The sequence below is a fragment of the Paenibacillus sp. FSL R10-2199 genome (assembly GCF_038000235.1).
GTDB lineage: Bacteria > Bacillota > Bacilli > Paenibacillales > Paenibacillaceae > Paenibacillus_AQ > Paenibacillus_AQ phytohabitans.
In genome coordinates, this window is the sequence record NZ_JBBOBO010000001.1 from 5,877,134 (window position 1) to 5,901,065 (window position 23,932).

A 23,932-nucleotide genomic window follows, 5' to 3' on the forward strand; every position below is an offset into this window, starting at 1 on the left:
AGTAAAACACCTTACCCATTGTAACACGCCGGGAGATTACATCAACATCTGCGGGTCCACATCAATGCTGATCTGCAGTCCTTTGTCACGGACAGAGTCCTCCAGCTCCTCGGCAACCTGACGGGCCAGTCCGATCGCATCAATCGCACCGCGCCATTTGATAATACACTGGAATCTGTAACGGCCTTTGAGCCGAGGCAAGGGTGACGCTACAGGACCCAGCAGATCCAGTGCATCCGAGGAGAGCTTGTCCAGACTGCCATACCAGCGCAGCTGCCTTGCTTTGCCCTGGATATTCAGGGCATAATTCTCCGCCAGCTTCAGCAGCAGCGGAAGCTGCTCATGCGACAGCGTAACCAGAATCAGCCGGCAATAGGGCGGATAATGCAGCTCCTTGCGGTGCTTAAGCTCATCACGCACGAACGATCTGTAATCATGTCCGCTGGCATGGATGATCGAATAATGCTCAGGTGTATAAGACTGCACAACCACTTCGCCGGGCAGCTGATGTCTGCCCGCTCTTCCGGCTACCTGTGTGAGCAGCTGGAACGTCTTCTCCGCCGCCCGGAAATCCGGCAGGTTCAGCGCCGAGTCCGCAGTGATGACACCGACCAGTGTAACATCGGGGAAGTCAAGTCCCTTAGCCACCATCTGCGTTCCCAGCAGTACATCGGCCTTCTTGTCTCTGAACTGGTTCAGCAGCTTCTCATGTGAACCCTTCTCCGTGGTTGTATCCACATCCATACGGATGACGCGGATACCGGGAAACAGCTTGCCCAGCTCCTCTTCGACCCGCTGGGTCCCTGTCCCGAAGAAGCGGATATGCTCGCTGCCGCATTCGGGGCACAGCTTAGGTGCAGGCTCGGCATGGCCGCAGTAATGGCAGCGCAGATTGTCGCTGCGGCTATGATAGGTCAGCGAGATATCGCATTCGGGACAACCGGCAACATATCCGCAGCTCCGGCACATGACGAAGGTGGAGAACCCTCTGCGGTTCAAGAGAAGTACCGTCTGCTCTCCGCGTTCCAGCCTGCTCACCAGCGCAGCATGCAGCCTGCGGCTGAACATCGAGCGGTTGCCTTCCTTCAGCTCATCGCGCATATCAACCACTGCCACCTTGGGCAGCTCGTTACCGAGTGCGCGGCTAGGCATCTCCAGCAGAATAGGGGAGAAATGAATGTCGCTCTGTGATCTGGCTGCGTGATAGCTCTCCAGCGAAGGCGTAGCCGAGCCCAGAATCACTACTGCCCCGCCCTGTTCAGCCCGGCGGACCGCGACATCACGGGCATGGTATTTCGGATTTTCTTCCTGCTTATAGGAGCCCTCATGCTCTTCATCCATGATAATGAGGCCCAGATTGGCGAACGGAGCAAACACTGCCGAGCGTGCGCCGACAGCAACCATCGCTTTGCCCTCACGGATCTTGCGCCATTCGTCGTAACGTTCGCCGACAGACAGCCGGCTGTGCATTACCGCCACCCCGCTGCCGAACCGGCCTTTGAACCGTTCAACCATCTGTGGAGTCAGGGCAATTTCCGGCACCAGCACTACGGCCTGACGCCCTTGCTCCACACAGCGCTGAATGCACTGCAGATAAATTTCCGTCTTCCCGCTGCCCGTTACCCCGTGCAATAAGAAGACTTCATGCGTTTGCTGCTCTACAGTTCCCACAATCCGCTTATACACAACCTCCTGCTCCGCTGTCAGCGGCAAGGGTGTACTCGGCTTGAAATCGCGTCCCTGATAGGGGTCACGGTATACTTCAATTTCACTAATCTCAATATACCCTTTGTCCTCCAGTGCCTTCACCGTGCCGGCCGTAACCTGAAGAACCGACAGCACATCCTTGAGCGGCATGGGAAGTGTTGCCTCCATATCGATCAGGAAGGACAGCACTTCCTTCTGGCGCGCCGAACGCGCCGGGAAGCCGGACAGGGATTCGCGTGCTGCAGAGAGGCCGATGGCCAAATCAACGGCCTTCAGCTTCTTCTTGCCCATCTTGTCCTTGATCGACTGGCTCTCCGCCAGCACACCGCGCCGCACCATGAACTTTACAGTCTCAGCAGCCTCCGGGAAGGTACGGGTCAGCAGCTTCATCGATACTTCCCCATGGCGTCTGACGAAGTCAGTAATCTCCTGCTCTTCGTTGTCAGCCTCCAGGAAAAGCGGAAACAGCTCATCTCCGGGAGTATGGGCTGCTGCCTCTGCATCACCCAGCGAGATCAGCCGCTCGGCTTTGCCCTTCAGGGCAGTCGGAAGCATAGCCTGCAGTGCGGAGATCCGTCTGCAGGCATATCTTTGGCTCATCCAGTCGCCCAGCTCTACCAGCTCCGGCGACAGCGGAGGCAGCAGATCGAGCACTTCCACAATCGGCTTCATTCTTGATACACTGCCGGTCTCTCCCGACTCCAGGGATACAACAAAGCCCTGAACGGTCCGGGGTCCAAACGGAACCGCCACTCTGCTGCCTACTTCAATCCAAAGCTTCAGTGAATCGGGAATCAAATAATCAAACGGCCGGTCGGTGCTGCGCACAGGAACATCGACAATGACCTTAGCAATATCCATTATAACAAGGCTCCGGCAACACGCTCAGCGGCGAGCTGCAGCACCCGGCGCGCTACCTCATCCTTGGAAGCTAAGGGAAGATCCAGTACCAGACCGTCTGCATCATAGACTGACACAATGTTGGTATCGGTGCCGAATCCGGCACCTTCCACTGCAACATCGTTGGCTACGATCAGGTCAAGATTCTTGCGCACCAGCTTGTCTTTGGCGTAATATTCCGCATTTCCGGTTTCGGCGGCAAACCCGATCAGGAACTGCTTATCCTTCATTTTGCCGAGACTCTCCAGAATATCGGTAGTCTTCACCAGTTCAAGGGTCATGGTGTCACCGCTCTTTTTGATTTTGGACTCCGCGCTGTGTCTCGGGCGGTAATCTGCGACAGCTGCCGCTTTAATGAGGATGTCGCAATCGGCCCAGCGCTCCGTGACCGCTTCATACATATCCTGCGCCGATTCCACGCGGACCAGTCGGATATCGGCATCGCGCGGCGGCGCTTCATCCGTACGCGCGGCGATCAAGGTAACCTCTGCCCCCATGGCGCGTGCTGCCCGTGCCAGCGCGAAGCCCATTTTTCCGGAGGAATCATTGGAAATGTAACGGACAGGATCGATACGTTCTACCGTACCGCCAGCGGTAACAACTACCTTTTTACCAGCGAGCGGCCCGGATTTCTTGTCGTTCTGCAGCGCAAAGAAGTTCTCCACAACCTTCACGATCGCTTCCGGCTCTTCCAGCCGCCCTTTGCCCACGTAACCGCAGGCCAGCAGTCCTTCGCCCGGTTCAATAAAGTGTACCCCCCGGTTGTAGAGTGTATCGATATTGCTCAATACCGCCGGATGCTGATACATATGAACATTCATCGCAGGGGCTACCATTACAGGAGCTGTAGCGGCAAGCAGTGTAGTAGACAGCATATCATCTGCCAGTCCATGCGCCATTTTGGCAATAATATTCGCGGTAGCCGGTGCGATCAGGACCAGATCGGCCGAATCCGCCAGATCAATATGTGAGATGGAGGACGGGTCGCGTTCCTGAAAAGTATCGCTGTATACCCGTTGCTTCGACAATGACTGCAGTGTCAACTCCGTAATGAACTGCTTGGCCGACGCTGTCATGATGACATGAACCTCGGCGCCTTGCTGGGTAAGCTTGCTTGTCAGGGCCGCCGCCTTATAGGCAGCAATGCCTCCTGTAATTCCGAGTATAATCGACTTTCCTTGTAAACTCTTCAAACTGATCTCCCCCCTGTACCTCAATCTGTGCCCATTGTATATGCCGCTATGAAAAGAAGAAATGAAAATCTTCATATTTACGTCAAAAGGAAGCTGTATAGATTTCATTTAGTTTTTTGAATAAAGGAACTATCGCCACTGCGGTGATATTTGGACTTCCGGCCGCTGTTGTCCCCAGATTTCTTGATTTATACCGCTTATCGCGGTGGAAATCCGGTGACAAAGGCGGTCGCTGTCGCTCCTACAGTTCCAAAATCCCCTCCGCTGCTCCGTTCACTTCACTCAAAATTTCAAGTTCAATCTATCCCGCTTCATTATTTCCTTATAAATAGAGAAAAAAATAACAACCTTCCGGTTGTCAGGAACAGCCCGGTGCGGGCTATTATCTATTTCATTGTGCAGCTTAACTGGCTTAACTCAAGAAGAAACGGCTGCGCCATCCCTAAGCGGGATGGTTTCCGTTTCTGCTGTGAGCCTTGAGCCGGAACCTTGAGACTATTCTTCGTCGCCGCGTGTTACGATAATGCGGTCTTCATAGATCTCTTCAAGCGCAACACCAACAAACTTGTGCGATCTCGGGTTCTTGATATCAGTCTTTCCGCCTTCACGGAGCGCTCTAGCCCGGCGGGCTGAAGCGACAACCAGGGAATACTTACTGTCGACCTTGGTCACCAGTTCGTCAATGGATGGATATAGCATGCAGAACACCTCTTCATCTTTTACTATAAATATGAACCAATCCTGTAGAACCTATCATCTCACCTTACAATGTTCGGCGATAATAATGCTTTCTATTCGCTTGCAGGCCAGATCGATCTCGTCATTCACTACTGCGTAATCATAATGCCGGATCAGGCCGATTTCATCCTCTGCAACAGACATGCGGTGATTAATCACATCAGGATGCTCCGTACCGCGTCCGCGGATACGGTCCTTCAACTCGTCCATCGACGGAGGAAGAAGGAAGACAAAGATACCTTCCGGGAATTTGTCTTTGACTTTGAGAGCTCCCTGAACCTCGATTTCCAGAATAATATCTCTTCCGCTCTCGAGTGTTCTCTCCACAAAGTCACGCGGAGTACCGTAATAATTGCCTACGTACTCCGCATATTCGAGCAGCTGGTCACCTTCAATCATGTCCGCGAACTGCTCTCTGGATTTGAAAAAATAATTGACGCCGTTCTCTTCACCTGCACGCGGTGAACGCGTGGTGGCGGAAACGGAATAGACGAGTTCAGGCATCTTCGGCCGCAGCGCAGTGCATACCGTACCTTTGCCGACGCCGGATGGGCCGGATAGTATGATCAGCAATCCTTTTGACATAGTACACTCCATTTGTTGTTATTCGTCGTTATCGTCATCTTTGCTGGATAGGCGGTGAGCAACGGTCTCCGGCTGAACGGCCGAGAGAATGACGTGGTCGCTGTCTGTAATAATGACGGCCCGCGTCCGTCTTCCGTAGGTGGCGTCGATCAGCATATGCCGGTCTCTGGCCTCCTGAATAATTCGTTTGATCGGTGCAGATTCCGGGCTGACAATGGAAATAATGCGGTTGGCCGACACGATATTCCCAAAGCCGATGTTGATTAATTTGATTGCCATGTTCCGGTTGTTCCCCCCATAAGTTACATCTTTGCTTGTTTCAGGTCCCTGTTATTCTAAATTCGCCGCTTGCTCGCGTATCTTCTCAAGCTCCGCCTTCATGTCAAGCGTGAGATTCACGATGTCCAGATGATTGCACTTGGACCCGATGGTGTTGGTCTCCCTGTTCATCTCCTGAATGAGAAAATCAAGTTTGCGCCCTGCAGGTTCACTGCCAAGCAGCAAAGCCCTGCATTGCCCGAAATGACTGTACAGCCGGGTAAGCTCCTCATCTATACTGCAGCGGTCGGCGAAAATAGCAATGTCCATGCCGAATTTATGCTCATCCCACGGGAAGTTCCCGTCATTCAGTCCGCTGAGCCGCTGCCGCAGCTTCTCGCGGTATTCATGCACAACCATAGGCGCAAGCCCGGTTATCCCGGCATGCAGCTCCTCCAGCCGGTCAAGCCGGCGTGACAGGTCAGCAGCCAGATACCCGCCCTCGCGGGCACGCATCTCCAGCAGGGCCTCCAGACTAAGGCGGAGCCCCTTCTCGAGGAGCTCTGCAACTTCTTCAGAGGGAGACGCAGCAGCAGTCGGAATCTCTTCCTTGAATTCCATAACACCGGGCATAGAAAGTATATCACGGAGAGTCAACTCTCCCTGGAATCCATACTCCCGTCTTAAGGCCTCTGCTGCGTCCAGATAGGACTTCACCAGCGTGCGGTTCAGCGCATGCGCTTCAGCAGCACCCTCGGTGAGTTCCCTATTAATGATGACATCTACCCGTCCCCGTTTGATATGGGCTTGAACCAGCCGCCGCACCATATCCTCATAACCCGTCCAATCCCGGGGCATCCGCAGCACAACTTCGCAGTAACGGTTATTCACCGATTTGACTTCGAAACTAATCTTGTGTCCACCGAATTGCAGGGATGACTGACCGTATCCGGTCATACTAAATGACAACGGAATCACATCCATTACACTATTGTAATTGATTCTTACTAGCGAAACAAGGGGGACAATCTGCGTCCCTGCTTCTCCCAGACATACTCCAGCAGCTGTACACTCATATCATAGAACATAAAGGGTGTAATCAGATAGATGCCGTTAAAATGCGCAGTCGCCGCATCCAGCAGCTCCTTGGCGATAAGAACGCCTTCCGCGCGCCCCGCTTCGCCTTCCAGTCCCTGCATGCGGCTGCGGACCTCGGGGGAGAGCTGAATTCCCGGAACCTCATTATGGAGATATTCAGCGTTCCGGCCGCTGGCCAGCGGCATGATTCCGATAAAGATCGGGATATCCAGATGCTCTGTGGCTTTGGCAATCCGGGCAATTAATTCAGGATCATAGACAGGCTGGGTCATAATATAATCCGCACCGGATGCGATCTTCTTCTCCAGCCGCTCCACCGCCTTGTCCAAATGCTTGACGTTGGGATTAAACGCAGCACCGATCACGAACTTCGCCTTCTGTTTGAGCGGCTTGCCCGAGAAGGCCACACCGTCATTCAGCTGCCTGATCATACGTATGATTTCAAAAGAAGTCAGATCATAAATCGAGCTGGACCCGGGCAGATCACCGAAACGCGCAGGATCACCGGTTACCGCCAGGACATGGTCAATGCCAAGGGCATCAAAGCCCATTAAATGCGACTGGGTACCAATCAGATTGCGGTCCCGGCAGGCAATATGCACCAGCGGCCGCAAGCCCGTACGTGCCTGAACCAGATGTCCCAGTGCCATATTGCTCATCCGGGTAACAGCGAGCGAGTTGTCTGCCAGTGTCAGCGCATCCGCACCGGCTCTACGCAGCGCTTCTGCTCCCCGCATGAACTTCGCGATGTCCAAATCACGCGGCGGGTCAAGCTCTACGATTACCGTATGCCGTTCCTTGACCAGATCCACAAGTGTCGGTTCAGCTCCGCCCTGTCCTTCATCCTCGCTCAAATGCTCATGTACAGAAATCCGTTCTGCCATTCTATGTTCATCAGGCTCCGGAAGCGGCGTAACCGTGTACTCCTTGAGTGCAGCGGAAATTTCCGCAATATGCCGGGGAGTGGTGCCGCAGCATCCTCCGATGATCCGGCTGCCCATATCCGCGAAGACCGGAGCCATCTGGCCGAAATATTCCGGTGATGCCCCATAGCGGTACTGGCCGTCCACATAATCTGCTACCCCCGCATTGGGATAGATCGATACCGGAAGCACAAGCCGCCCCTGAAGAGTGCCCAGCGCACGCTTGATGCCGTTCGGTCCGGTGTTGCAGTTGAAGCCGATGACATCTGCCCCGTCCTGTTCCAGAATGCGGAACGCCTCAGGCAGTGTCAGCCCGTCCAGTGTGCGCGCCGAATCATCCACGGCCAGCTGGCAGATTACCGGAAGCTCACTGAGCTTGCGGACGGTTCTAAGCGCCAGGTGAAGCTCCTCCACATCATAGAAGGTCTCCAGCATAATACCATCCGGCTGCTCTTCCAGCAGGGCGGCAATCTGCTGTGAGAAAAACCGTTTAAGTTCGGCCGAGGACAAATTAGCCCGTTTGCCGGCGCGTATCGAGCCCACAGCCCCGACTACATATCCGTTCTCTCCGGCGGCAGTACGGGCAATTCTTATCCCGGCACGGTTGATCTCGGCAACCTTCGATTCCAGCCCGAATTTGGAGAGCTTATCATAGTTTGCCGAATATGTGTTACTCTCCAGCAGGACAGAACCGGCCTCCATATAGCTCCGGTGCACATCCTCAATCACCTCCGGAGAGGTCAGATTTAATTCCTCATAGGAGATGCCTACAGGGAAACCCTTTTGATATAAAAAGGTTCCCATCGCTCCGTCTCCGACCAATACGTTATTCTCCCATGCAGAGCGCAAATCCGGCTTCACCGCAAGAACCTCCCCTTTTTTGTCATTAGTTTCATACTAATGTAACATAAAACGGGATGGATGATAAGCTTTGATCAGCGGAAACAGACGCCCTTTGCATGGCATACCGGCAAATGATTCATACTACTCCTATTCTTTTACAGAGGAGCCTGTCCAATGAAAAAAAACACCCGTAAGCTGCTGCTGCGCAAATATGCTGTCATCCTGCTGCTGTCCGCCCTCTCGCTGCTGTATTTGTATCTGGGGGATTGGCTTTTCGGGTACGGGCTGGATAATATCGGCTACATTTTCGATTACCTGCTCTATACTGCTTCCGAGAAGCTGACCGCAACAGTGCTGATCCTCTGCATGATCGTGCCGGATGCCGTCTACTGGATACGCGGAACTCAGCCCGGACGCGGTGCAGAGAAATGAGCCCGGACTGCCGCCATCACCACCAGCACCGCCGGAACAACCAGCATGAAAAAAGGATACACCAAATATAAAAGACCTCCGCCCTCATCCAGATGCTCTGTAAAGCTGCGGGCATCCAGCATGGAGGTGAACAGAATAATCAGCGCACAAGGATACAGCATCCGGCGGAAAGGCATATGGAACAGCTCCGAAATACCGACCAGTGCAGCGGCAAAGAACACAGCCATTTTGAAAAACACCCCGATAATCAGCACCATCACTACAAATATATCCACACGCTGGATGAAATCCGAGATCGAAATCTTGCTGATCGTCGGCATCAGCGGCAGCGGCGAGCGCTCCACAATATCCTCACCCAGGACTGAAATATTCAAGGCCATAGTGAAGCTGAGCAGAATGGCGGAGAAGAGGATACCGGCGGCGATGACCCATGGTCCTTTTTTGACACTGGACAAATAGGGCATCAGCATGGTGAAGCAAACCATCTCACCGAACGGAAACATGTAATTCTGATGCGCCACCGAGACCAGCACAGGCTGGAGGCCATTCTCGAGCACGGGCAGCAGTCTGTGCAAATTGATAGACCCCGAGAGCACCAGCATAATTGTGCCGAACAAGCCGATCAGCATCACGACAAGCGCAAAAACCACCGAAGTCCTGCTCAGCACCTCCACGCCTTTATGCAGCACATACGCCCCCGAGAGCACCATCAGCGTGCTGAGAATAAACAGCGGAGTGTTGTGCATGGTTGCCATAGCGAGCATAGTGCTGCCATCGCGCAAATCCCGGGCGGCAAGGTTAATGTAGAGAATGATGTACAGTATGGCCACCGGGGTTCCGATATATTTGCCGAGCAATTGCCGCGTATAGGCGGTAAATGGCATGTCGGGGTGCTTGCGGTACAGATAGGCATAACCCGTGAACACGATCAGACCGGCCACACAGCCGACCAGAATCGAGAGCCAGGCATCCCTGCCGGACTCCATGCCCAGATTGACAACCAGTGCCGTTCCCAGCTCAAACAAAACGGTCAAGCAGAAGAACTGGCCCAGTCCAATTTTGATCGTCCCCATATGTAGACCTCCCCGGATTTATTTGTTGATCTGAAAAGAGTTGCTGCGCATATCCGTATGCCGGATGACGGCATCTGCGTCAAATTGGACTTCACAGGCTGCAAAAATATCCTCCCAATGATCCTTGACCTGCTTCCAGCCGCGCGGATGGGTCCGCTGCAGCACCTGGCCGAAGCCGAGATAATCGCTTTTGAACTCCCGGGCTGAAGCAATTGCTGCCTTAATCTGCTTGATCGTTTCCTCGGTCAGCTGTTCAGACAATCCCTCCAGTACCTCCGGTGAAGTAAGGTCCAGGGAATTGGCAGATTCCTTAATCGCAGCCTGTTGTCTGATTTTCACGATAATGACCGGATGCTCCGGATCTGTAACAGCCGCCTTCAAGGTTACCTGGGACTGATAGACATTGAAAGACAGATAGCCGCCTTCTTTGTCCTTGATTACAACGGGAAACTCTTTGATTTTGTTATGCAAAAGAACGGTGCCCAGCGCGGCGTCGCCGTCCAGCCAGCCTTTCATCTTATCGTCCTTGAACGCTGCCAGTCCTGAAATTCTCAGAATGTTCTTGGGTGAAATGCTTTTCAGGTTATCGTTGGTGTCTGCGCCCTCCCTGCTTCCGCTCGTAAACACCCCATTGATAATAGGTCCGCCTCCTGTGAGCTGAACCCCGCGGATCACATCATCCACCTCCATCCGGAAGTTGTAGCCGAACTGCTTCGAGGTCGTCTCCAGCTTCTCCACCAGATCATTCGCGGGGATTTTGCTGAACACAGTCATCGTCGACATCAGTTCATGCGCCGGCTGTCCTTTGGCGATAAAGATCAGACTGGTGAGCCTGGTATCACTCTCCCGCTCCAGCACATCCAGGATATCCTTGATTCCTTCACGGGCAAGCTCCTCGGACACCACCAGCACCCGTACATGCCCCAGGGATAAGAAACGCGCTGTTTGCCGGGAAGCATCGGCCAGTGCCTCGAACATCGTCCGGCCGGTACCTGTGTACATGGCAACCGGGGAAATCCCACGGGCATTCTCCCCGGAAATTTCCTCAGCAACGATGACCTGAAAAGACAGCCGGTATTTCTCGGCCTCGGTCGGCCCCCGGTCGATGGCTACCCCTGAGACAATGGCCCGTCGGTTAAGCTCCACATTGTCCCAGCAGCCGGTAAGCAGGAGCAGCGGCAGAAGAGCCAGCAGCAGTCCAGGGATGACGGTTATCTTATTCATCAGTTTCATGTTGTTCACCTTCGGCCTGCTGCCTGGCAGCGGTATTATTCTTGAGAATGAGCGGAGACAGCTGCTCGTCATAGCCCGTTGTTAGCTGCATGTATTCAGGCAGCTCTGCGCGCATCTGCTGCGGTGATTTGCGGGGGCCCATCAGCCAGAGCGGCAGCCTGAGAATCGTATCCTTCTGCCCTTTGACCGAAAGAGGCACGAACGGGGACAGATAGGGAATGCCGAAGGAACGCAGGCTGTTCATATGTGCCACTAGTACAATCAGTGCCAGCGTAATCCCGTAGAAGCCGAACATGCTTGCCATGATCAGAAAAGCAAACCGGATAAGCCTACCGGCAATCGCCATGTTATACGCCGGAATGGCAAAGCTGGCAATCCCGGTCAACGCTACCACGATAACCATGATCGGTGTAATGATCCCCGCTTCCACCACAGCGGTTCCCAGGATAAGCGCACCGACAACGGATACCGTTTGCCCGATGACACGGGGCATCCGCACTCCGGCTTCCCGGAGAATCTCAAAAGCCGTTTCCATCAGCAGCACCTCCACAAAAGCCGGGAAAGGTACATTCTCCCGCTGCGAGAGCAGATTGATCAGCAGTGTTGTCGGTATCATCTCATAATGATAGGTAGTCAGTGCCAGATAAACGGAAGGTCCGAGAATCAGGACCAGAAAGCTGACATAACGGATGACCCGCATCAAAATGGCGATATCAAAACGCTGGGAATAATCCTCTGCAGACTGAAAAAACTGTGTGAACACTGCCGGAAGGATCAGGACAAACGGGGTTCCGTCGACAATAATGACCACTCTGCCTTCCAGCAGATTACCTGCCGCCACATCCGGCCGTTCCGAATTGTATATGGTAGGAAACGGTGTGAACGTCTTATCCTGAATTAATTCTTCAATGAAGCCCGACTCCAGCACTTCATCTAGGGCTATCTTATGCAGACGTTCCCTGACTTCCCGGATCAGATCTTCTCCGGCTATCCCCTTCATATACATCAGAGCCACATGGGTCTGTGTTTCTGTACCTATCTTCATGTATTCCAGACGCAGCTTGGGCGATTTGATCCGGCGGCGGATCAGTGAGATGTTCGTGGCCACTGACTCTACAAAACCATCCTTCGGCCCCCGGACCACAAGCTGTGAGGAAGGCTCGCTGACCGAGCGCTGCTCTCCGCCCCGGGTCTCGCAGATAATAGCTGTCCGGTATCCCTCCAGCAATATAACGGTGTCGCCTGAGAGAACGGCCAACATGATATCCTTCCATCCCTCCTGAAGTACCGCGTCGCCGATTTCCAGGGCGCGGTTTAGAATCAGCTGCGGAAGGGTGGAGCGTCCGGTGCCGGGCTCTGCGGTGAATATGGGGGCAGACTTAGCAGCGGAGTTAGCAGCAGACTCAGCTGTGGCGTTAATTGCAGCTTCCGCCCGAGCGGCGGTGCCGGAAGCTGCTGCACCGCCATGGCTGGTCTCCGGTGCGGCTTGATCGCTGGCTGTTACCATATCGTCCGAATCGTCCGGGAACAGGTCCTCCGTATTGCCCAGCAGCGAGCCAATCACAAATTCGTTAACGGCCACCGTATCGGCCAATCCGCTGAGGTGGATTGCCGCCGCTTCAATCCGGCGTTCTCCCCCGATCTGGATTCTGCGGACTTTGAGATCCGGACTGCCGCCAAGCTCAGACTGCATATTATCCAGATTCCGGGCAACGTTATCGGACAGATCAGGAGTTCCGCCTTCAGCTGGCCGGTTCGCCGGAGCTGCAGCTGTTGTCTGTTTATGTTTATTGGACCATGACTTCATATCCGCCTCATCCCTCCCATGCTCATGCAGAGTTCTATTATTCGCGGATATCCTTGCCATTATTCGGCTGGGTTCCCTTAGGCCTGGAGCTCCCGGGTATCAATGGGCTGAATTGAGATTCTTAAGTTCACGCCGCTTAAATTCACGCCACTTGAATTCACGCCACACCGGCAAAATGTTGCACGTATTACAGCTTTGGCTCATAGATACCGGGGCATTCTAGAGGATTGTTGTATGAAATACAGGAATTATCTCGCAAAGTGGGTTGGAGGAGGTGAAATGCTGCTTTTCGTACAACAATTCCGGATTTGGAGCTGATTAACGTGGGAAATGTTGTATTTCGGGCAGGATTTTTAAAAAATGGCGGGCTATGGTGCAATTGGCGGAGTTCATCAGGGAAATCGTGCTCCAGCCGCAGCGAAAAGTTCAAATTCCACCGGGGGAAGCCCCGGCGGCGGATGCAGAAATCCCCCGTAAGCTCGCAGCTCGCGGGGGATTCCATATCTATTGCTATTGGTGTTTAATCCGGCTTAAATATCCACCGAACCGGTATACACCACCTGTGCAGGACCGGTCATATACACATGATTATCTTCCTCATTCCACTCGATGAACAGGTCGCCGCCCTTCAGGCTGATCCAGGCTGAACGGTCCGTTACCCCGTTCAGTACGGAGGAGACCAGAGTGGCACAGGCTCCGGTTCCGCAGGCCAGCGTAGGTCCGGCACCGCGCTCCCAGACACGCATATCCACATGTCCGCGGTCCACAACGGTAGCAAACTCCACATTTACTTTGCGCGGGAAGAGCGGATGTACTTCCAGCTTCGGTCCCCACGTGCCGAGGTCGAAGGATACAGCATCGTCTACATAAATAACCGCATGCGGATTGCCCATGGATACGGAGGTGAATTTGAATTCCGTTCCGTCCGCCTCGATCGGCTGATCCAGCACTGGCTCCGCATCGATCGCTACAGGAATCTGAAGTCCGGACAGAACCGGCTCGCCCATATCCACGGTAACAGTCTCCACCACACCATCTTTTACCTTCAGGGACACCTTCTGTTCACCGGCACCAATCGTTTCAATCACAATCTGCTCCGATTCCACCAGTCCGTGCTCATACACATATTTGGAGACACAGCGGATGGCATTGCCGCATTGCTCGGCTTCCGAGCCGTCAGAGTTCATGATACGCATCATATAATCACCGCGCTCTGAAGGCAGAATGTACACCAGCCCGTCAGCCCCTATGCCGAAGAACCGGTTGCACAGCGTAACTGCCAGCTCCGAAGCATTGCCCGGCAGCTCCTCTTCGCCGAATACAACTATAAAGTCATTGCCTAGTCCGTGCATCTTAGTAAATTCCATTGTATCGTCCACTCCTAAAAGTTTTGTTTGAAATATGCCAGCCGGTTCATCGTAAACCAAGCATCCCAGTGTAACCAGCATACCTTAAAGGAGTGGAGTGATGCTATTGATTTTATGCCGAAAACTTTGTACTTTTTATCATCTGCCGTCCGCCGCTGCGGCTGCGGTTCTTCTTGCCGCCCCAGACGCTGCCCGCACCCATCAGGAAAGTCGGGACGCCGGCCATCACCAGCACCAGGCACCATTCGCGGAAGCTGAGCGGAACGGTTTTGAATACCGGCTGCAGGAACGGCAGGTACATAACGGCCAGCATCAGGATCACGGATGACAGAACGGCGAGCACCAGCGCTTTGTTCTGGAACGGATTCCGGTGGAATACCGACCGGGAGCTGCGGCAGTCGAAGACATGGATGAGCTGGGCCATAACCAGTGTGGCAAAAGCAACCGACTGCGCCCGCACCAGCTGCTGTGCATTATCCGGAGCAATACGCAGCGTCAGCCAGAATGCGGCCAGGGTGCAGAGGCCGATCAGCAGACCGCGGCTGACGATCTTCCAGCCCAGACGGCGGGCGAAGATATTTTCCTTGGCTCCGCGCGGCTTGTGCTCCATTAAATCCTTCTCCGGCTGGTCTACCCCCAGCGCCATCGCCGGCAGTCCATCCGTGACCAGGTTGACCCAGAGAATCTGGATCGGCACCAGCGGCAGCGGCAGCCCCAGCATCATGGCGAAGAACATCGTCAGAATCTCGCCGACATTCGAAGCCAAGAGATAGCGGATAAACTTGCGGATGTTCTCATAGATGTTCCGGCCTTCTTCAATGGCTGCAACTATCGTCGAGAAATTGTCATCCCCTAAGATAAGTGATGATGCTTCTTTGGTTACATCCGTGCCGGTGATACCCATGGAGATTCCGATATCGGCCGCCTTGATTGCCGGAGCATCGTTCACACCATCCCCGGTCATCGCCACCACATGGCCCTGGCGCTGCAGCGACTTGATAATCCGCAGCTTATGCTCAGGAGATACCCGGGCGTATACATAGACGTTATCGGATACTTTGTCGAGTGCATCATCGTCCATCCGGGTAAGCTGGCTGCCGGTCAGGACAGTTCCCCCACGCTGCAGAATGCCGAGCTGATGGGCAATTGCTTCCGCAGTCGTTCCATGGTCTCCGGTAATCATCACGGTTTTGATTCCGGCCCGGCGGGTAACTTGAATCGCATCGTGCACTTCACGGCGCGGCGGGTCAATCATTCCGGCAAGCCCTACGAAGACAAGCTGGCACTCCGCTTCTTTCTCGCTGCCGGCCACTTCTCCGGTACGCATCTCGCGGTATGCCATCCCCAGTACGCGCAGCGCACCTCCGGCCATTTCCTCATTGGCCTCCAGCACCTTCTGGCGCAAGGTTGGCGTACAAGGAACTACTCCGCCTTCCCACAGCATATAGGAGCAGCAATTCAGCAGCACATCAGGTGCGCCCTTGGTGCAGATCATCCGTCCGCCGGGATGGCTGACGATTACAGACATCAGCTTGCGTTCTGAATCAAACGGAAACTCCGTTTCCCGGGTATAGGTAACAGCAAGCGTTTGTGCGGTTAACCCCATTTTGGCAGACAGGGTTACCAGCGCACCCTCTGTCGGATCTCCCTTAAGCTCCCACACAGACTGGGTGTCCGCAACCTTTTCGGCTTCCGCGCCTTTGCCCTTCTTCTTGCCGCGTGTATCAGCAATAGTCTCAAAAATCTCAGCATTACTGCATAAAGCACCCACCTGCAGCATCCGCCGCAGACTCTGGTCATTCTTCAGATCTACAGGCTTGCCTTTATGGAGTACATGTCCCGCAGGCGAATAACCCTCGCCGGTCACTTCCAGACTCCGTCCGCCGTTCCACACCCGCGTTACCGTCATTTTATTCTGAGTGAGCGTCCCCGTCTTATCTGAGCAAATGACCGAGGCACAGCCCAGGGTCTCTACGGACGGCAGCTTCCGTACGATGGCCTTGCGCTTGATCATCCGCTGGACACCCAGGGCAAGAGCAATGGTTACAATCGCCGGAAGACCTTCCGGAATGGCTGCTACAGCCAGACTTACACCTGCCAGGAACATCGCCGGTGCGGGCTGTCCATGCAGAATCCCTGCAAGAACAACGACAATCGTGAGGCCCAGGGAGACATAGATCAGAATCTTGCCAAGCTGCTCCAGACGGTGCTGCAGCGGCGTTTCCTGGGTTTCTGTATTCTGGATCAGGTCAGCAATCTTGCCCATCTCGGTATTCATGCCGGTGCGGATGACGACTGCCCGGCCTGTTCCCCGGGTCACCATCGTGCCCATGAAGCCGATATTCTTCTGGTCGCCAAGGGGAATCTCTTCGGCATGAATCGCCTCCGCATGCTTGGAGACCGGTAAGGATTCCCCCGTCAGTGCCGATTCTTCGGCGTAGAGGGCGCTGCACTGCAGCCAGCGGACATCCGCAGGGATACGGTCACCGCTCTCCAGCAGGACGATATCACCGGGGACCAGCATTTTGGCTGCAATCACTTCCTGCTTCCCGCTGCGCAATACCTTGGCAGACGGGGCAGACAGCTGTTTCAGTGCCCGGAGCGAACGCTCTGCGCGGAACTCCTGTACGAAACCGAGTACCCCGTTAAGCAGAATAATGGCAATAATCGTAATCGCATCGAGATATTCGCCAAGCAGGCCGGATACCAGTGTCGCACCCATCAGCACCAGCACCATGAAATCCTTGAACTGATTGAGCATGAGCATAACAGGCGATACCTTTTTGCCCTCCGACAGCTCATTGTACCCGCTCTCTTTACGTCTCTCTGCAGCAGCCTCAGCACTCAGACCCTCTCCCGGATGAACGCTGAACATCTCCTGCAGCTCCTCTGCACCGAGGCGGTGCCAACTTTTTTGTTCCATGACTTATCTTTCCCCTCCCGGTCGTTTCTTGACTTCCGGCGGCGCACAGCTTTTCCACCTGTTCATGTCCAAGTGTATTCATGGTCGTCCCAAATTATCACCGCATCCGGTTTCTCCTTTTGCGCGAACGAGTGAAAGTATGGCATCATAGAGGGAGTACATTATTTTTAGGCGACAGGAGAACTTTATCATGGCATTAGACGGTATCGTTACCAAAGCGATCGTGCATGAGCTTCAATCCTTCATTGGTGCACGCGTCAGCAAAATATATCAACCCAGCACACATGACCTGATCTTCACCCTTCGCGGTGCGGGCGGCGGCGGTAAGCTGCTGCTGTCAGCGAATCCGACCTATCCCCGGCTGCATCTGACCGAGAGAAGCACTATCAATCCGGCGGAAGCGCCCATGTTCTGCATGCTGATGCGCAAGCATTGTGAAGGCGGCACCATTGAGAGCATCACGCAGGTGGGCATGGAGCGGATCATTCATATCACTATCAGGACCCGGGATGAGCTGGGAGATGTCTCCGCCAAAAAGATCATCATTGAGCTGATGGGACGGCATAGCAACATCATTCTGACCGAGCTGTCCACCGGCACGATTATTGACGGGATTCATCATGTCACCCCGTCGATCAGCAGCTACCGGGTCGTTATGCCGGGAGCAGCCTATACCGAGCCGCCGCAGCAGCATAAGCTGAATCCGCTCGGCATAAGCCAGGCCGCTTTCATCTCGTTGATGGCTTCGGCAGAAGAAGCTGCCCTGTATGCTGCGGAGCATCCGGAGGAGCCTGAGGAGGATATGATCGAGGGCGAGATTGCGGGGCTTCTAGCCTCACTGGAAGAACCGAAAGCCGACGGCTCCGGCGGCCCTTCCCCATCAGACGACCCTGCGGGCTGGCTGGTGCATGCTTTTAACGGCCTGAGTCCGCTCATTGCCGGTGAGATCGTCCACCGCTACAAGGTACTCGGGGGCGATGCCCAGGAGTTCAGCAGCGGGGTAAACCACCCGGACCAGCTGTGGGAAGCCTTCAATTCTGTAATGGAGCCGGTTAGGGAGCTCCGGTTCTCGCCGGTCTCCGGCTTGAATGCCAAAGGCAAACCGATCTTTTCCGCCATACCGCTGAAGCTGATGGGCGGGAATGTGAAGCAGTACAGCTCCATCAGCACATGCCTGGAGGATTATTACGGGGATAAAGCGGAGAAGGATACCGTGAAGCAGCGGGTAAGCGACCTGATCCGTTTCCTCGGCAATGAGCGCGGCAAAAACATCAAGAAGCTTGCCAATCTGCAGAAGGATCTGGACGAGGCCCAGGACGCCGACCAGTTCCGGATCTGGGGCGAGCTGCTGTTCGCTTCCCTGCACACTTTGAACAAAGGGGATAAGACGGCAAAGCTAGTAAACTATTACGATGAGAATCAGGCGGAAATCACTGTTCCGCTAGATCCGCTCTTAAGCCCTACGGACAATGCGCAGCGCTATTTCAAGAAATACAACAAATATAAGAACAGCCTGCGGGTCATCGGCGAACAGCTGCTCAAGACCCATGAGGAGATTGCCTACATGGAGACGCTGCAGCAACAGCTCGCCCACGCCTCACTGAATGATATCGAGGAAATCCGTGAGGAGCTGGTAAGCCAGGGCTACCTGCGTGACCGCAGCAAAAAGGGCAAAAAGAAGAAGAAGGCGACCCGCCCTACCCTGCAGGTGTTCACCTCTTCCGAAGGCATCGACATCTATGTAGGCAAAAACAATCTGCAGAACGAATATGTCACCAACCGTCTGGCTTCGGCGAACGATACCTGGCTGCACACCAAAGACATTCCGGGTTCGCATGTGGTTATCCGCAGCGAGGAATTCGGCGATGCCACCTTAGAAGAAGCTGCACAGCTCGCCGCTTACTTCAGCCAGGCGAAGCAGTCGAGCAGCGTTCCGGTAGACAGCACCCTGATCCGGTACGTCCGCAAGCCAAGCGGGGCTAAACCGGGCTTCGTCATCTACGATCATCAGCGGACGCTATTCGTCACACCGGATGAAGAGCGTATCAAAGGTCTGGCAAGCGTTCTGCGAAGCTAGCCCCGGGAAACCAAACAACCTCCAGCCACTGGCATCATCGCCAATGGAATGGAGGTTGTTTTTGGTATTGCCGCCCTACAAGTTTCATAGGGCAGGTATTTTCACAGGCTACCGGCCTTTCCTAGGGCGGATCGCTTACCATTCAGGTTCAGGCTCAGCTTCGGGCTGCCTTCAACTGCTCCAGCACAGCTGTGGATACATGGACACTGCCGATATCCCCGTGGAAAATCACGCCATGCCGCGCCCCATGGAAATCCGAGCCGCCGGTGACCAGCAGGCCGAATTCCTCAGCCAGCGCAAGATAACGCTCATGCTCCGCCGGACCATGATCGGAATGGTAGACCTCGATTCCGCGCAGAGCACCGGTCTCCAGGATCTTCCGCACCAGTTCATCATCCCCGTAAATACCGGGATGGGCCAGCACCGCTGCACCGCCCGCTTCCTGTATCCAGCGGCAAGCGGTTTCCGGCGTGATGCGCGGAGGCGATACATACGCCGCTGCACCTTCAGCCAGATATTTATCGAACGCATCCCGCATGTCCGCTGCCGCTCCCAGGCGCACTAGCTCATCGGCAATATGCGGCCGGCCAACACTCTCATCCGGCTTCAGCTCTCTGCCCATGCCCGATAACACCTGCTCCATGCTGATCTCAATCCCCAGCCCGCGAAGCTTGTCTATTATTGCCTCATTTCGCCCCAGGCGGGTATTCCGCTGCTGTTCCAGCCGGGACAGGAACAGCTCCTGCTCTGTATCGATATAATAGCCGAGCACGTGAATCTCTTTCCCTCCGGCCCGCGTACTGATCTCTACACCGGGAACCACCGTAATTCCCAGCCGCTTACCGGCTTCCAGCGCTTCTGCAATACCGCTTACGGTATCATGGTCGGTAATGGCTACCGCCGCCAGCCCTTTCTCATAAGCCAGACGCACATTCTCAGCCGGAGGCTGCATACCGTCCGAAGCCTGTGTGTGGCTATGCAGATCACATCTTCCCGGCGCGGGCCCCTCTTCGATTCCCTGCGTATGTTCACTGTTATTATTCTTCTCTTCCATATGAATGCCCCTCCATTCTCCAAGTTATATCTTGTCTGCGGCGTTCTTATTCAGCTATTGCCCGTCCGCATGCTGGCGCAGGAAGGTCAGGAACGTTACAGCCGAAATCGGCAGCAGCGTCGACTTCAGATGAATCGCGTAGAACTGCCGTTTGAACGAGGCATCAGTGAGATTGACAATCTTCAGCAGTCCGAGCGCCACCTCATGCTTAACCGATGATGTTGAAATAATCGTAATTCCAAGCCCGGCCTCCACTGCCGACTTCACTGCGCCTGTACTGCCCAGCTCCATCACAATCCGCATGGCACCGGGATCAAGCCCCTTCGCTACCAGCTGCTCTTCCATCACTCTCCGTGTCCCTGAGCCCTGCTCACGCAGCACGAACGGATAGCCGAGCGCATCGCTTAGGGTAACTTCAGCCTGGTCCGCCAGCGTATGACCCTGCGGAACGATCAACTTGAGCTCATCGCCCATAACGGGCTCGATGACCATATCCGGATGGGACACCGGCGCTTCGATCAGCCCGAAGTTCAGCTGGTGTTTGTTAATCTCCTCCATAATCTGCGTGGTGTTCATCACCTTCATCATGATTGAGATGTTCGGGTATTCCCTGCCGAAGGGGCCGAGCAGGCGCGGAAGCACATATTCGCCGATCGTCAGGCTCGCGCCCAGCTGCAGCCGGCCCTCCAGCATATGGGTGAAGGCTGACATCGCCTGATCCGTCTCCCGCATCAGCTGCATACTGCGCAGCGCGAATGGCATCAGCGTGCGGCCGGCTTCGGAGAGCATTATTTTTTTAGTCGACCGGTCAAACAGCTTGGCTCCGAAATAATCCTCCAGCGCCTGAATCTGCATCGTCACTGCGGGCTGTGTCATATGCAGCGTCAGTGCCGCCGCCGAGAAGCTGCCCCGTTCGGATACGGTATAAAAAATATGTAGCTGGTGAAAGTTCATGCTTTTCTGACTCCTTTTCAAAATAACCACTCAAAGTGGCGATTTGCTTCGAATGAATGGCAATTCTTCAAAAAAGGGCACGCAGCCATAAGCCGCATGCCTTCGTTGCCATACTCTCTTCTACTTGCGTCTGCGGCGCTTCTTCATCAGCTTCATGCGGCGGGAGTGGCGCAGCCACGAATAGTATTTCTTGAGATCCCGCAGCTGGGGAGTCGCCGAAATCCGGCCGAGAAACGACACCACCACCATGACGTACAGCGGCTCACCGGAGAGCGTGGTTACGCCCTCAAGCTGCCTGAAATCGACCACAATCACCGTATCATCGTCGATCAGATAGGCATTATACTCACTGTGCGAATAGGGTCTAACCCTGTTCTGCTTCAAGCATTGCCAGATCCATGCCGTCACTTCGCCGTTCCCGTTATTCTCCTCAGCGACCCGGTCCGCATAGCGGCTCTTCGCATACTGGGTAAGCACGATATCGGCAATCCCGTAGTTATTCAGCACGATATGGAAGGGCTCATACGCCCCCCACCATTCCATCCCCTTGCCATGCATTGTCATCACACTCCACGTAAAAGGGTCTTGGCATGCTCTTATTGTTGTCAATCTTACCGCATTGATGTCTGTTGTTCAAGCATTCCGCCCTCCCTGTGAAGTGTACAGGCGTGAGTCTTAGTGTCCGATCTTGTGCAGGCTGATATCGCTGTCATCGACATAGCTGCTGCCTTTGATCATTTTGCAGCTTTTTTTGAAGCGGGCCGCTTCTTCGGACAGATCCTCAACCGAAGCGAATCTGCGGCTGCGGTTGGTTACAACGGCGATGGAGATCGAGACCAGCGGAATCTCCTCCATCCGTCCTGAACGGCTCTCGGTCAGCACAAACTGCTGGGCCAGATGCCCGGCATGATAGAAATCTTGTACCACCATATCGAACGCCCTGATGATGCTCCTGCAGCACTCCTCATATTGATAATGGCTGATGAAGATAATAAAGTCATCCCCGCCGATATGTCCCAAAAAACCGTCCAGACGCAGCGCCTCATGCTTCAGAAGCTCCGCCGTAGCCTGAATCATCCGGTCGCCTTCCTTGAACCCGTATGTATCGTTGTAGGCCTTAAAGTGATCCAGATCAATGTAAAGAACACTGAACTGCTCCTGCAGCAGCGATTTAACCATCCACTCTGTAATACTGACATTGCCCGGCAGTCCCGTTAACGGGTTCAGAAAGCTGGCCGCCACCGCCTGAATTTCCGCAAAATTAAGCAGCAGATCCCGCACGCTCACCGCTCCGGACAATGCGTTCCCGTGGGTGACGATCACATAGTCGTACAGATTCTCTTCGTTCCTGGCCATAGCCAGCCTGCTCACCTCAATGATTGGCGTCTTATAGTCCACCACAAGCGGATTTTTATCCATCACCAGCTCCACGGATCTGCCCATATACAGCGTATAACCATACAGCGTACCGATCTGCTGATAAAAACGGATTCTCATGATGAGCGCTACCGTACAGCCATTGTCAGTTACTGCGACGCCCTGGAGCTGTGGATTCTTTTTGAAAATCTGATCTACATACTCACATTTGTGATGGATCGTAATCTCCGGAATCTGTTCGGCGATTTCACCAATTTGAAGAAACATGCCTATACCCTCCTCTTACTGGAAACGGCAGTGCCGAAGACGGGAATCCTCCATGCTCAGGCAGATGGGCCGGTCTTCCAAGCGCATAACCTTGACCAAACTCCACTCCTGCCATCTGCAAAAAAAGCAGCTCCTGCGCCGTCTCGATGCCTTCGGCAATCACCCGGGTAGACGAGCGCTCCGCGTATTCCCGGACCAGCTCCAGCAGCTCCTGCTGTTCCCTGCTGCTGTGAATCCCGCGGATCAGCGACTTGTCCAGCTTAATGAACTCCGGCTTCAGGTAGACCAGCGTCTTGAGACTATTGTAGCCGGAGCCGGCATCGTCCACCGCAATTCTGAAGCCCTGTTCACGATAATGGGACAACACTTTCTCGAATCCGATATAATCCTGCACGGCCTGACGTTCCGTCAGCTCAAACACTACACGCTCCGGCGCAAGCCCCAGCTCCTTCAGGAGGGTAAGGGTTTCACCGCTTTTGTGGCGGGAATCATTCAGCACCCCCGGATGCACATTAACAAATACCAGCTTATCACCCGCAGCATCAGCCTCCGGCAGCCTCTCCATATAACGGGACAAGGACATTCTCCTGCAGTACTGCTCGAATCTGAACATCTGCTCTGTCCTTCCGGCAAAATCATAGAAATGCTCGGTGCTCGGGAACTGCGGAGAACTGGGCGGACGGTTCAGCACTTCATGTCCGATCGTTGTCCCGCTCCGCAGATGCAGAATCGGCTGAAAGTATGTATCCAGCATCTCCTTATCCATAATATCAAGCAGCACCGATAATCTGCCCAGTTCCCTGGCTTCTTCCCTGAATCTTCCGCTCAGATGCTGAAAGTATTGCGGCAGCGCCGCGAGCTTGCGGGACAGTGTCCCTGATTTATTCATTTTATCACCTGTATGTTTTCTTCGTGAATTTTGTCACCCTCTCTCCAGCATAGTCCGGAAGTATTAAGCAGGTATAAACTATGGGCGGCAGTCACCGGTTTCCGGCAGTAATTTAGGACAATCCCGGACTGGTATAGCGTCAGATTCACACTAGTACAAATCACTTAGGCAAAACGCCTGCTGAGGGTCTGCAGTGATCCGGTTATGGTATATGCCTAGGAGTATCCGGTATGC

At 54.3% G+C, this 23,932-nt stretch carries 19 protein-coding genes; 2 read left to right on the forward strand and 17 right to left on the reverse strand.

Annotated elements, in window-relative coordinates; all coding sequences use genetic code 11:
• Positions 1–36: 36 nt before the first annotated feature.
• The 7 genes from priA to NYE33_RS25850 all read right to left on the reverse strand — a co-directional run bounded on the left by priA (position 37) and on the right by NYE33_RS25850 (position 8,263).
• Positions 37–2,568, reverse strand: a complete 2,532-nt coding sequence (priA, locus tag NYE33_RS25820) for a primosomal protein N' (RefSeq protein ID WP_042136592.1) — start codon at positions 2,566–2,568, stop codon at positions 37–39.
• Positions 2,568–3,800: a bifunctional phosphopantothenoylcysteine decarboxylase/phosphopantothenate--cysteine ligase CoaBC gene (coaBC, locus tag NYE33_RS25825; protein ID WP_042136590.1), complete on the reverse strand. Its 1,233-nt coding sequence runs from the start codon at positions 3,798–3,800 to the stop codon at positions 2,568–2,570. Before coaBC ends, priA begins: the two co-directional genes overlap by 1 nt.
• A 495-nt stretch (positions 3,801–4,295) precedes the next feature.
• Positions 4,296–4,499, reverse strand: a complete 204-nt coding sequence (rpoZ, locus tag NYE33_RS25830) for a DNA-directed RNA polymerase subunit omega (protein WP_042136588.1) — start codon at positions 4,497–4,499, stop codon at positions 4,296–4,298.
• Positions 4,500–4,553: 54 nt separating this feature from the next.
• On the reverse strand, positions 4,554–5,123 hold the full coding sequence (gene gmk, locus NYE33_RS25835) for a guanylate kinase (RefSeq protein ID WP_039298007.1): 570 nt from the start codon (positions 5,121–5,123) through the stop codon (positions 4,554–4,556).
• A gap of 18 nt (positions 5,124–5,141) precedes the next feature.
• Complete coding sequence (remA, locus tag NYE33_RS25840; RefSeq protein WP_006209218.1) at positions 5,142–5,402, reverse strand: extracellular matrix/biofilm regulator RemA; 261 nt, start codon at positions 5,400–5,402, stop codon at positions 5,142–5,144.
• Between the two features lie 51 nt (positions 5,403–5,453).
• Positions 5,454–6,350 (reverse strand): YicC/YloC family endoribonuclease, encoded by an 897-nt coding sequence (locus tag NYE33_RS25845; protein WP_042136586.1) that lies wholly within the window; start codon positions 6,348–6,350, stop codon positions 5,454–5,456.
• A gap of 38 nt (positions 6,351–6,388) precedes the next feature.
• On the reverse strand, positions 6,389–8,263 hold the full coding sequence (locus tag NYE33_RS25850) for a bifunctional homocysteine S-methyltransferase/methylenetetrahydrofolate reductase (protein ID WP_042136585.1): 1,875 nt from the start codon (positions 8,261–8,263) through the stop codon (positions 6,389–6,391).
• A 156-nt stretch (positions 8,264–8,419) separates the two neighbouring features.
• On the opposite strand from NYE33_RS25850, the gene NYE33_RS25855 reads away from it, so the two are divergent.
• Positions 8,420–8,677 (forward strand): hypothetical protein, encoded by a 258-nt coding sequence (locus NYE33_RS25855; protein WP_042136582.1) that lies wholly within the window; start codon positions 8,420–8,422, stop codon positions 8,675–8,677.
• On the opposite strand, the gene NYE33_RS25860 is transcribed toward NYE33_RS25855, so the two are convergent.
• From NYE33_RS25860 to NYE33_RS25880, 5 genes are all read right to left on the reverse strand, one after another.
• Positions 8,650–9,750, reverse strand: coding sequence for a GerAB/ArcD/ProY family transporter (locus NYE33_RS25860; RefSeq protein ID WP_042136580.1), 1,101 nt, complete (start codon positions 9,748–9,750; stop codon positions 8,650–8,652). The genes NYE33_RS25855 and NYE33_RS25860 overlap by 28 nt on opposite strands.
• An 18-nt stretch (positions 9,751–9,768) precedes the next feature.
• The gene (locus NYE33_RS25865; protein ID WP_052421841.1) at positions 9,769–10,983 is read right to left on the reverse strand and encodes a Ger(x)C family spore germination protein; all 1,215 of its coding nucleotides are present in this window, start codon (positions 10,981–10,983) and stop codon (positions 9,769–9,771) included.
• Positions 10,967–12,790, reverse strand: coding sequence for a spore germination protein (locus NYE33_RS25870; protein ID WP_231575360.1), 1,824 nt, complete (start codon positions 12,788–12,790; stop codon positions 10,967–10,969). The genes NYE33_RS25865 and NYE33_RS25870 overlap by 17 nt, the downstream gene beginning before the upstream one ends.
• Before the next feature lie 530 nt (positions 12,791–13,320).
• Positions 13,321–14,157: a diaminopimelate epimerase gene (dapF, locus tag NYE33_RS25875; protein WP_341068188.1), complete on the reverse strand. Its 837-nt coding sequence runs from the start codon at positions 14,155–14,157 to the stop codon at positions 13,321–13,323.
• Positions 14,158–14,269: 112 nt separating this feature from the next.
• Positions 14,270–17,080 carry a calcium-translocating P-type ATPase, SERCA-type gene (locus tag NYE33_RS25880; RefSeq protein ID WP_341068190.1) on the reverse strand — a complete coding sequence of 937 codons (2,811 nt, stop codon included), beginning with the start codon at positions 17,078–17,080 and terminating at the stop codon, positions 14,270–14,272.
• A 190-nt stretch (positions 17,081–17,270) separates the two neighbouring features.
• Here NYE33_RS25880 and NYE33_RS25885 point away from each other — a divergent pair, with 190 nt between their 5' ends.
• Entirely contained in the window at positions 17,271–19,157 is a 1,887-nt protein-coding gene (locus NYE33_RS25885) for an Rqc2 family fibronectin-binding protein (RefSeq protein ID WP_042136574.1), read from the forward strand.
• Between the two features lie 154 nt (positions 19,158–19,311).
• Here NYE33_RS25885 and NYE33_RS25890 read toward each other — a convergent pair whose 3' ends face one another.
• From NYE33_RS25890 to NYE33_RS25910, 5 genes are all read right to left on the reverse strand, one after another.
• Positions 19,312–20,172, reverse strand: coding sequence for a PHP domain-containing protein (locus NYE33_RS25890; RefSeq protein WP_042141104.1), 861 nt, complete (start codon positions 20,170–20,172; stop codon positions 19,312–19,314).
• 93 nt (positions 20,173–20,265) lie between these two features.
• A complete protein-coding gene (locus NYE33_RS25895) occupies positions 20,266–21,165 on the reverse strand; it encodes a selenium metabolism-associated LysR family transcriptional regulator (RefSeq protein ID WP_341068192.1) in 900 nt (299 codons plus the stop codon).
• A gap of 120 nt (positions 21,166–21,285) precedes the next feature.
• Positions 21,286–21,723: a hypothetical protein gene (locus tag NYE33_RS25900; protein ID WP_341068752.1), complete on the reverse strand. Its 438-nt coding sequence runs from the start codon at positions 21,721–21,723 to the stop codon at positions 21,286–21,288.
• Between the two features lie 117 nt (positions 21,724–21,840).
• Positions 21,841–22,809, reverse strand: coding sequence for a GGDEF domain-containing protein (locus NYE33_RS25905; protein WP_341068193.1), 969 nt, complete (start codon positions 22,807–22,809; stop codon positions 21,841–21,843).
• On the reverse strand, positions 22,790–23,698 hold the full coding sequence (locus NYE33_RS25910; RefSeq protein ID WP_341068195.1) for an EAL domain-containing protein: 909 nt from the start codon (positions 23,696–23,698) through the stop codon (positions 22,790–22,792). The genes NYE33_RS25905 and NYE33_RS25910 overlap by 20 nt, the downstream gene beginning before the upstream one ends.
• Positions 23,699–23,932 lie beyond the last annotated feature (234 nt).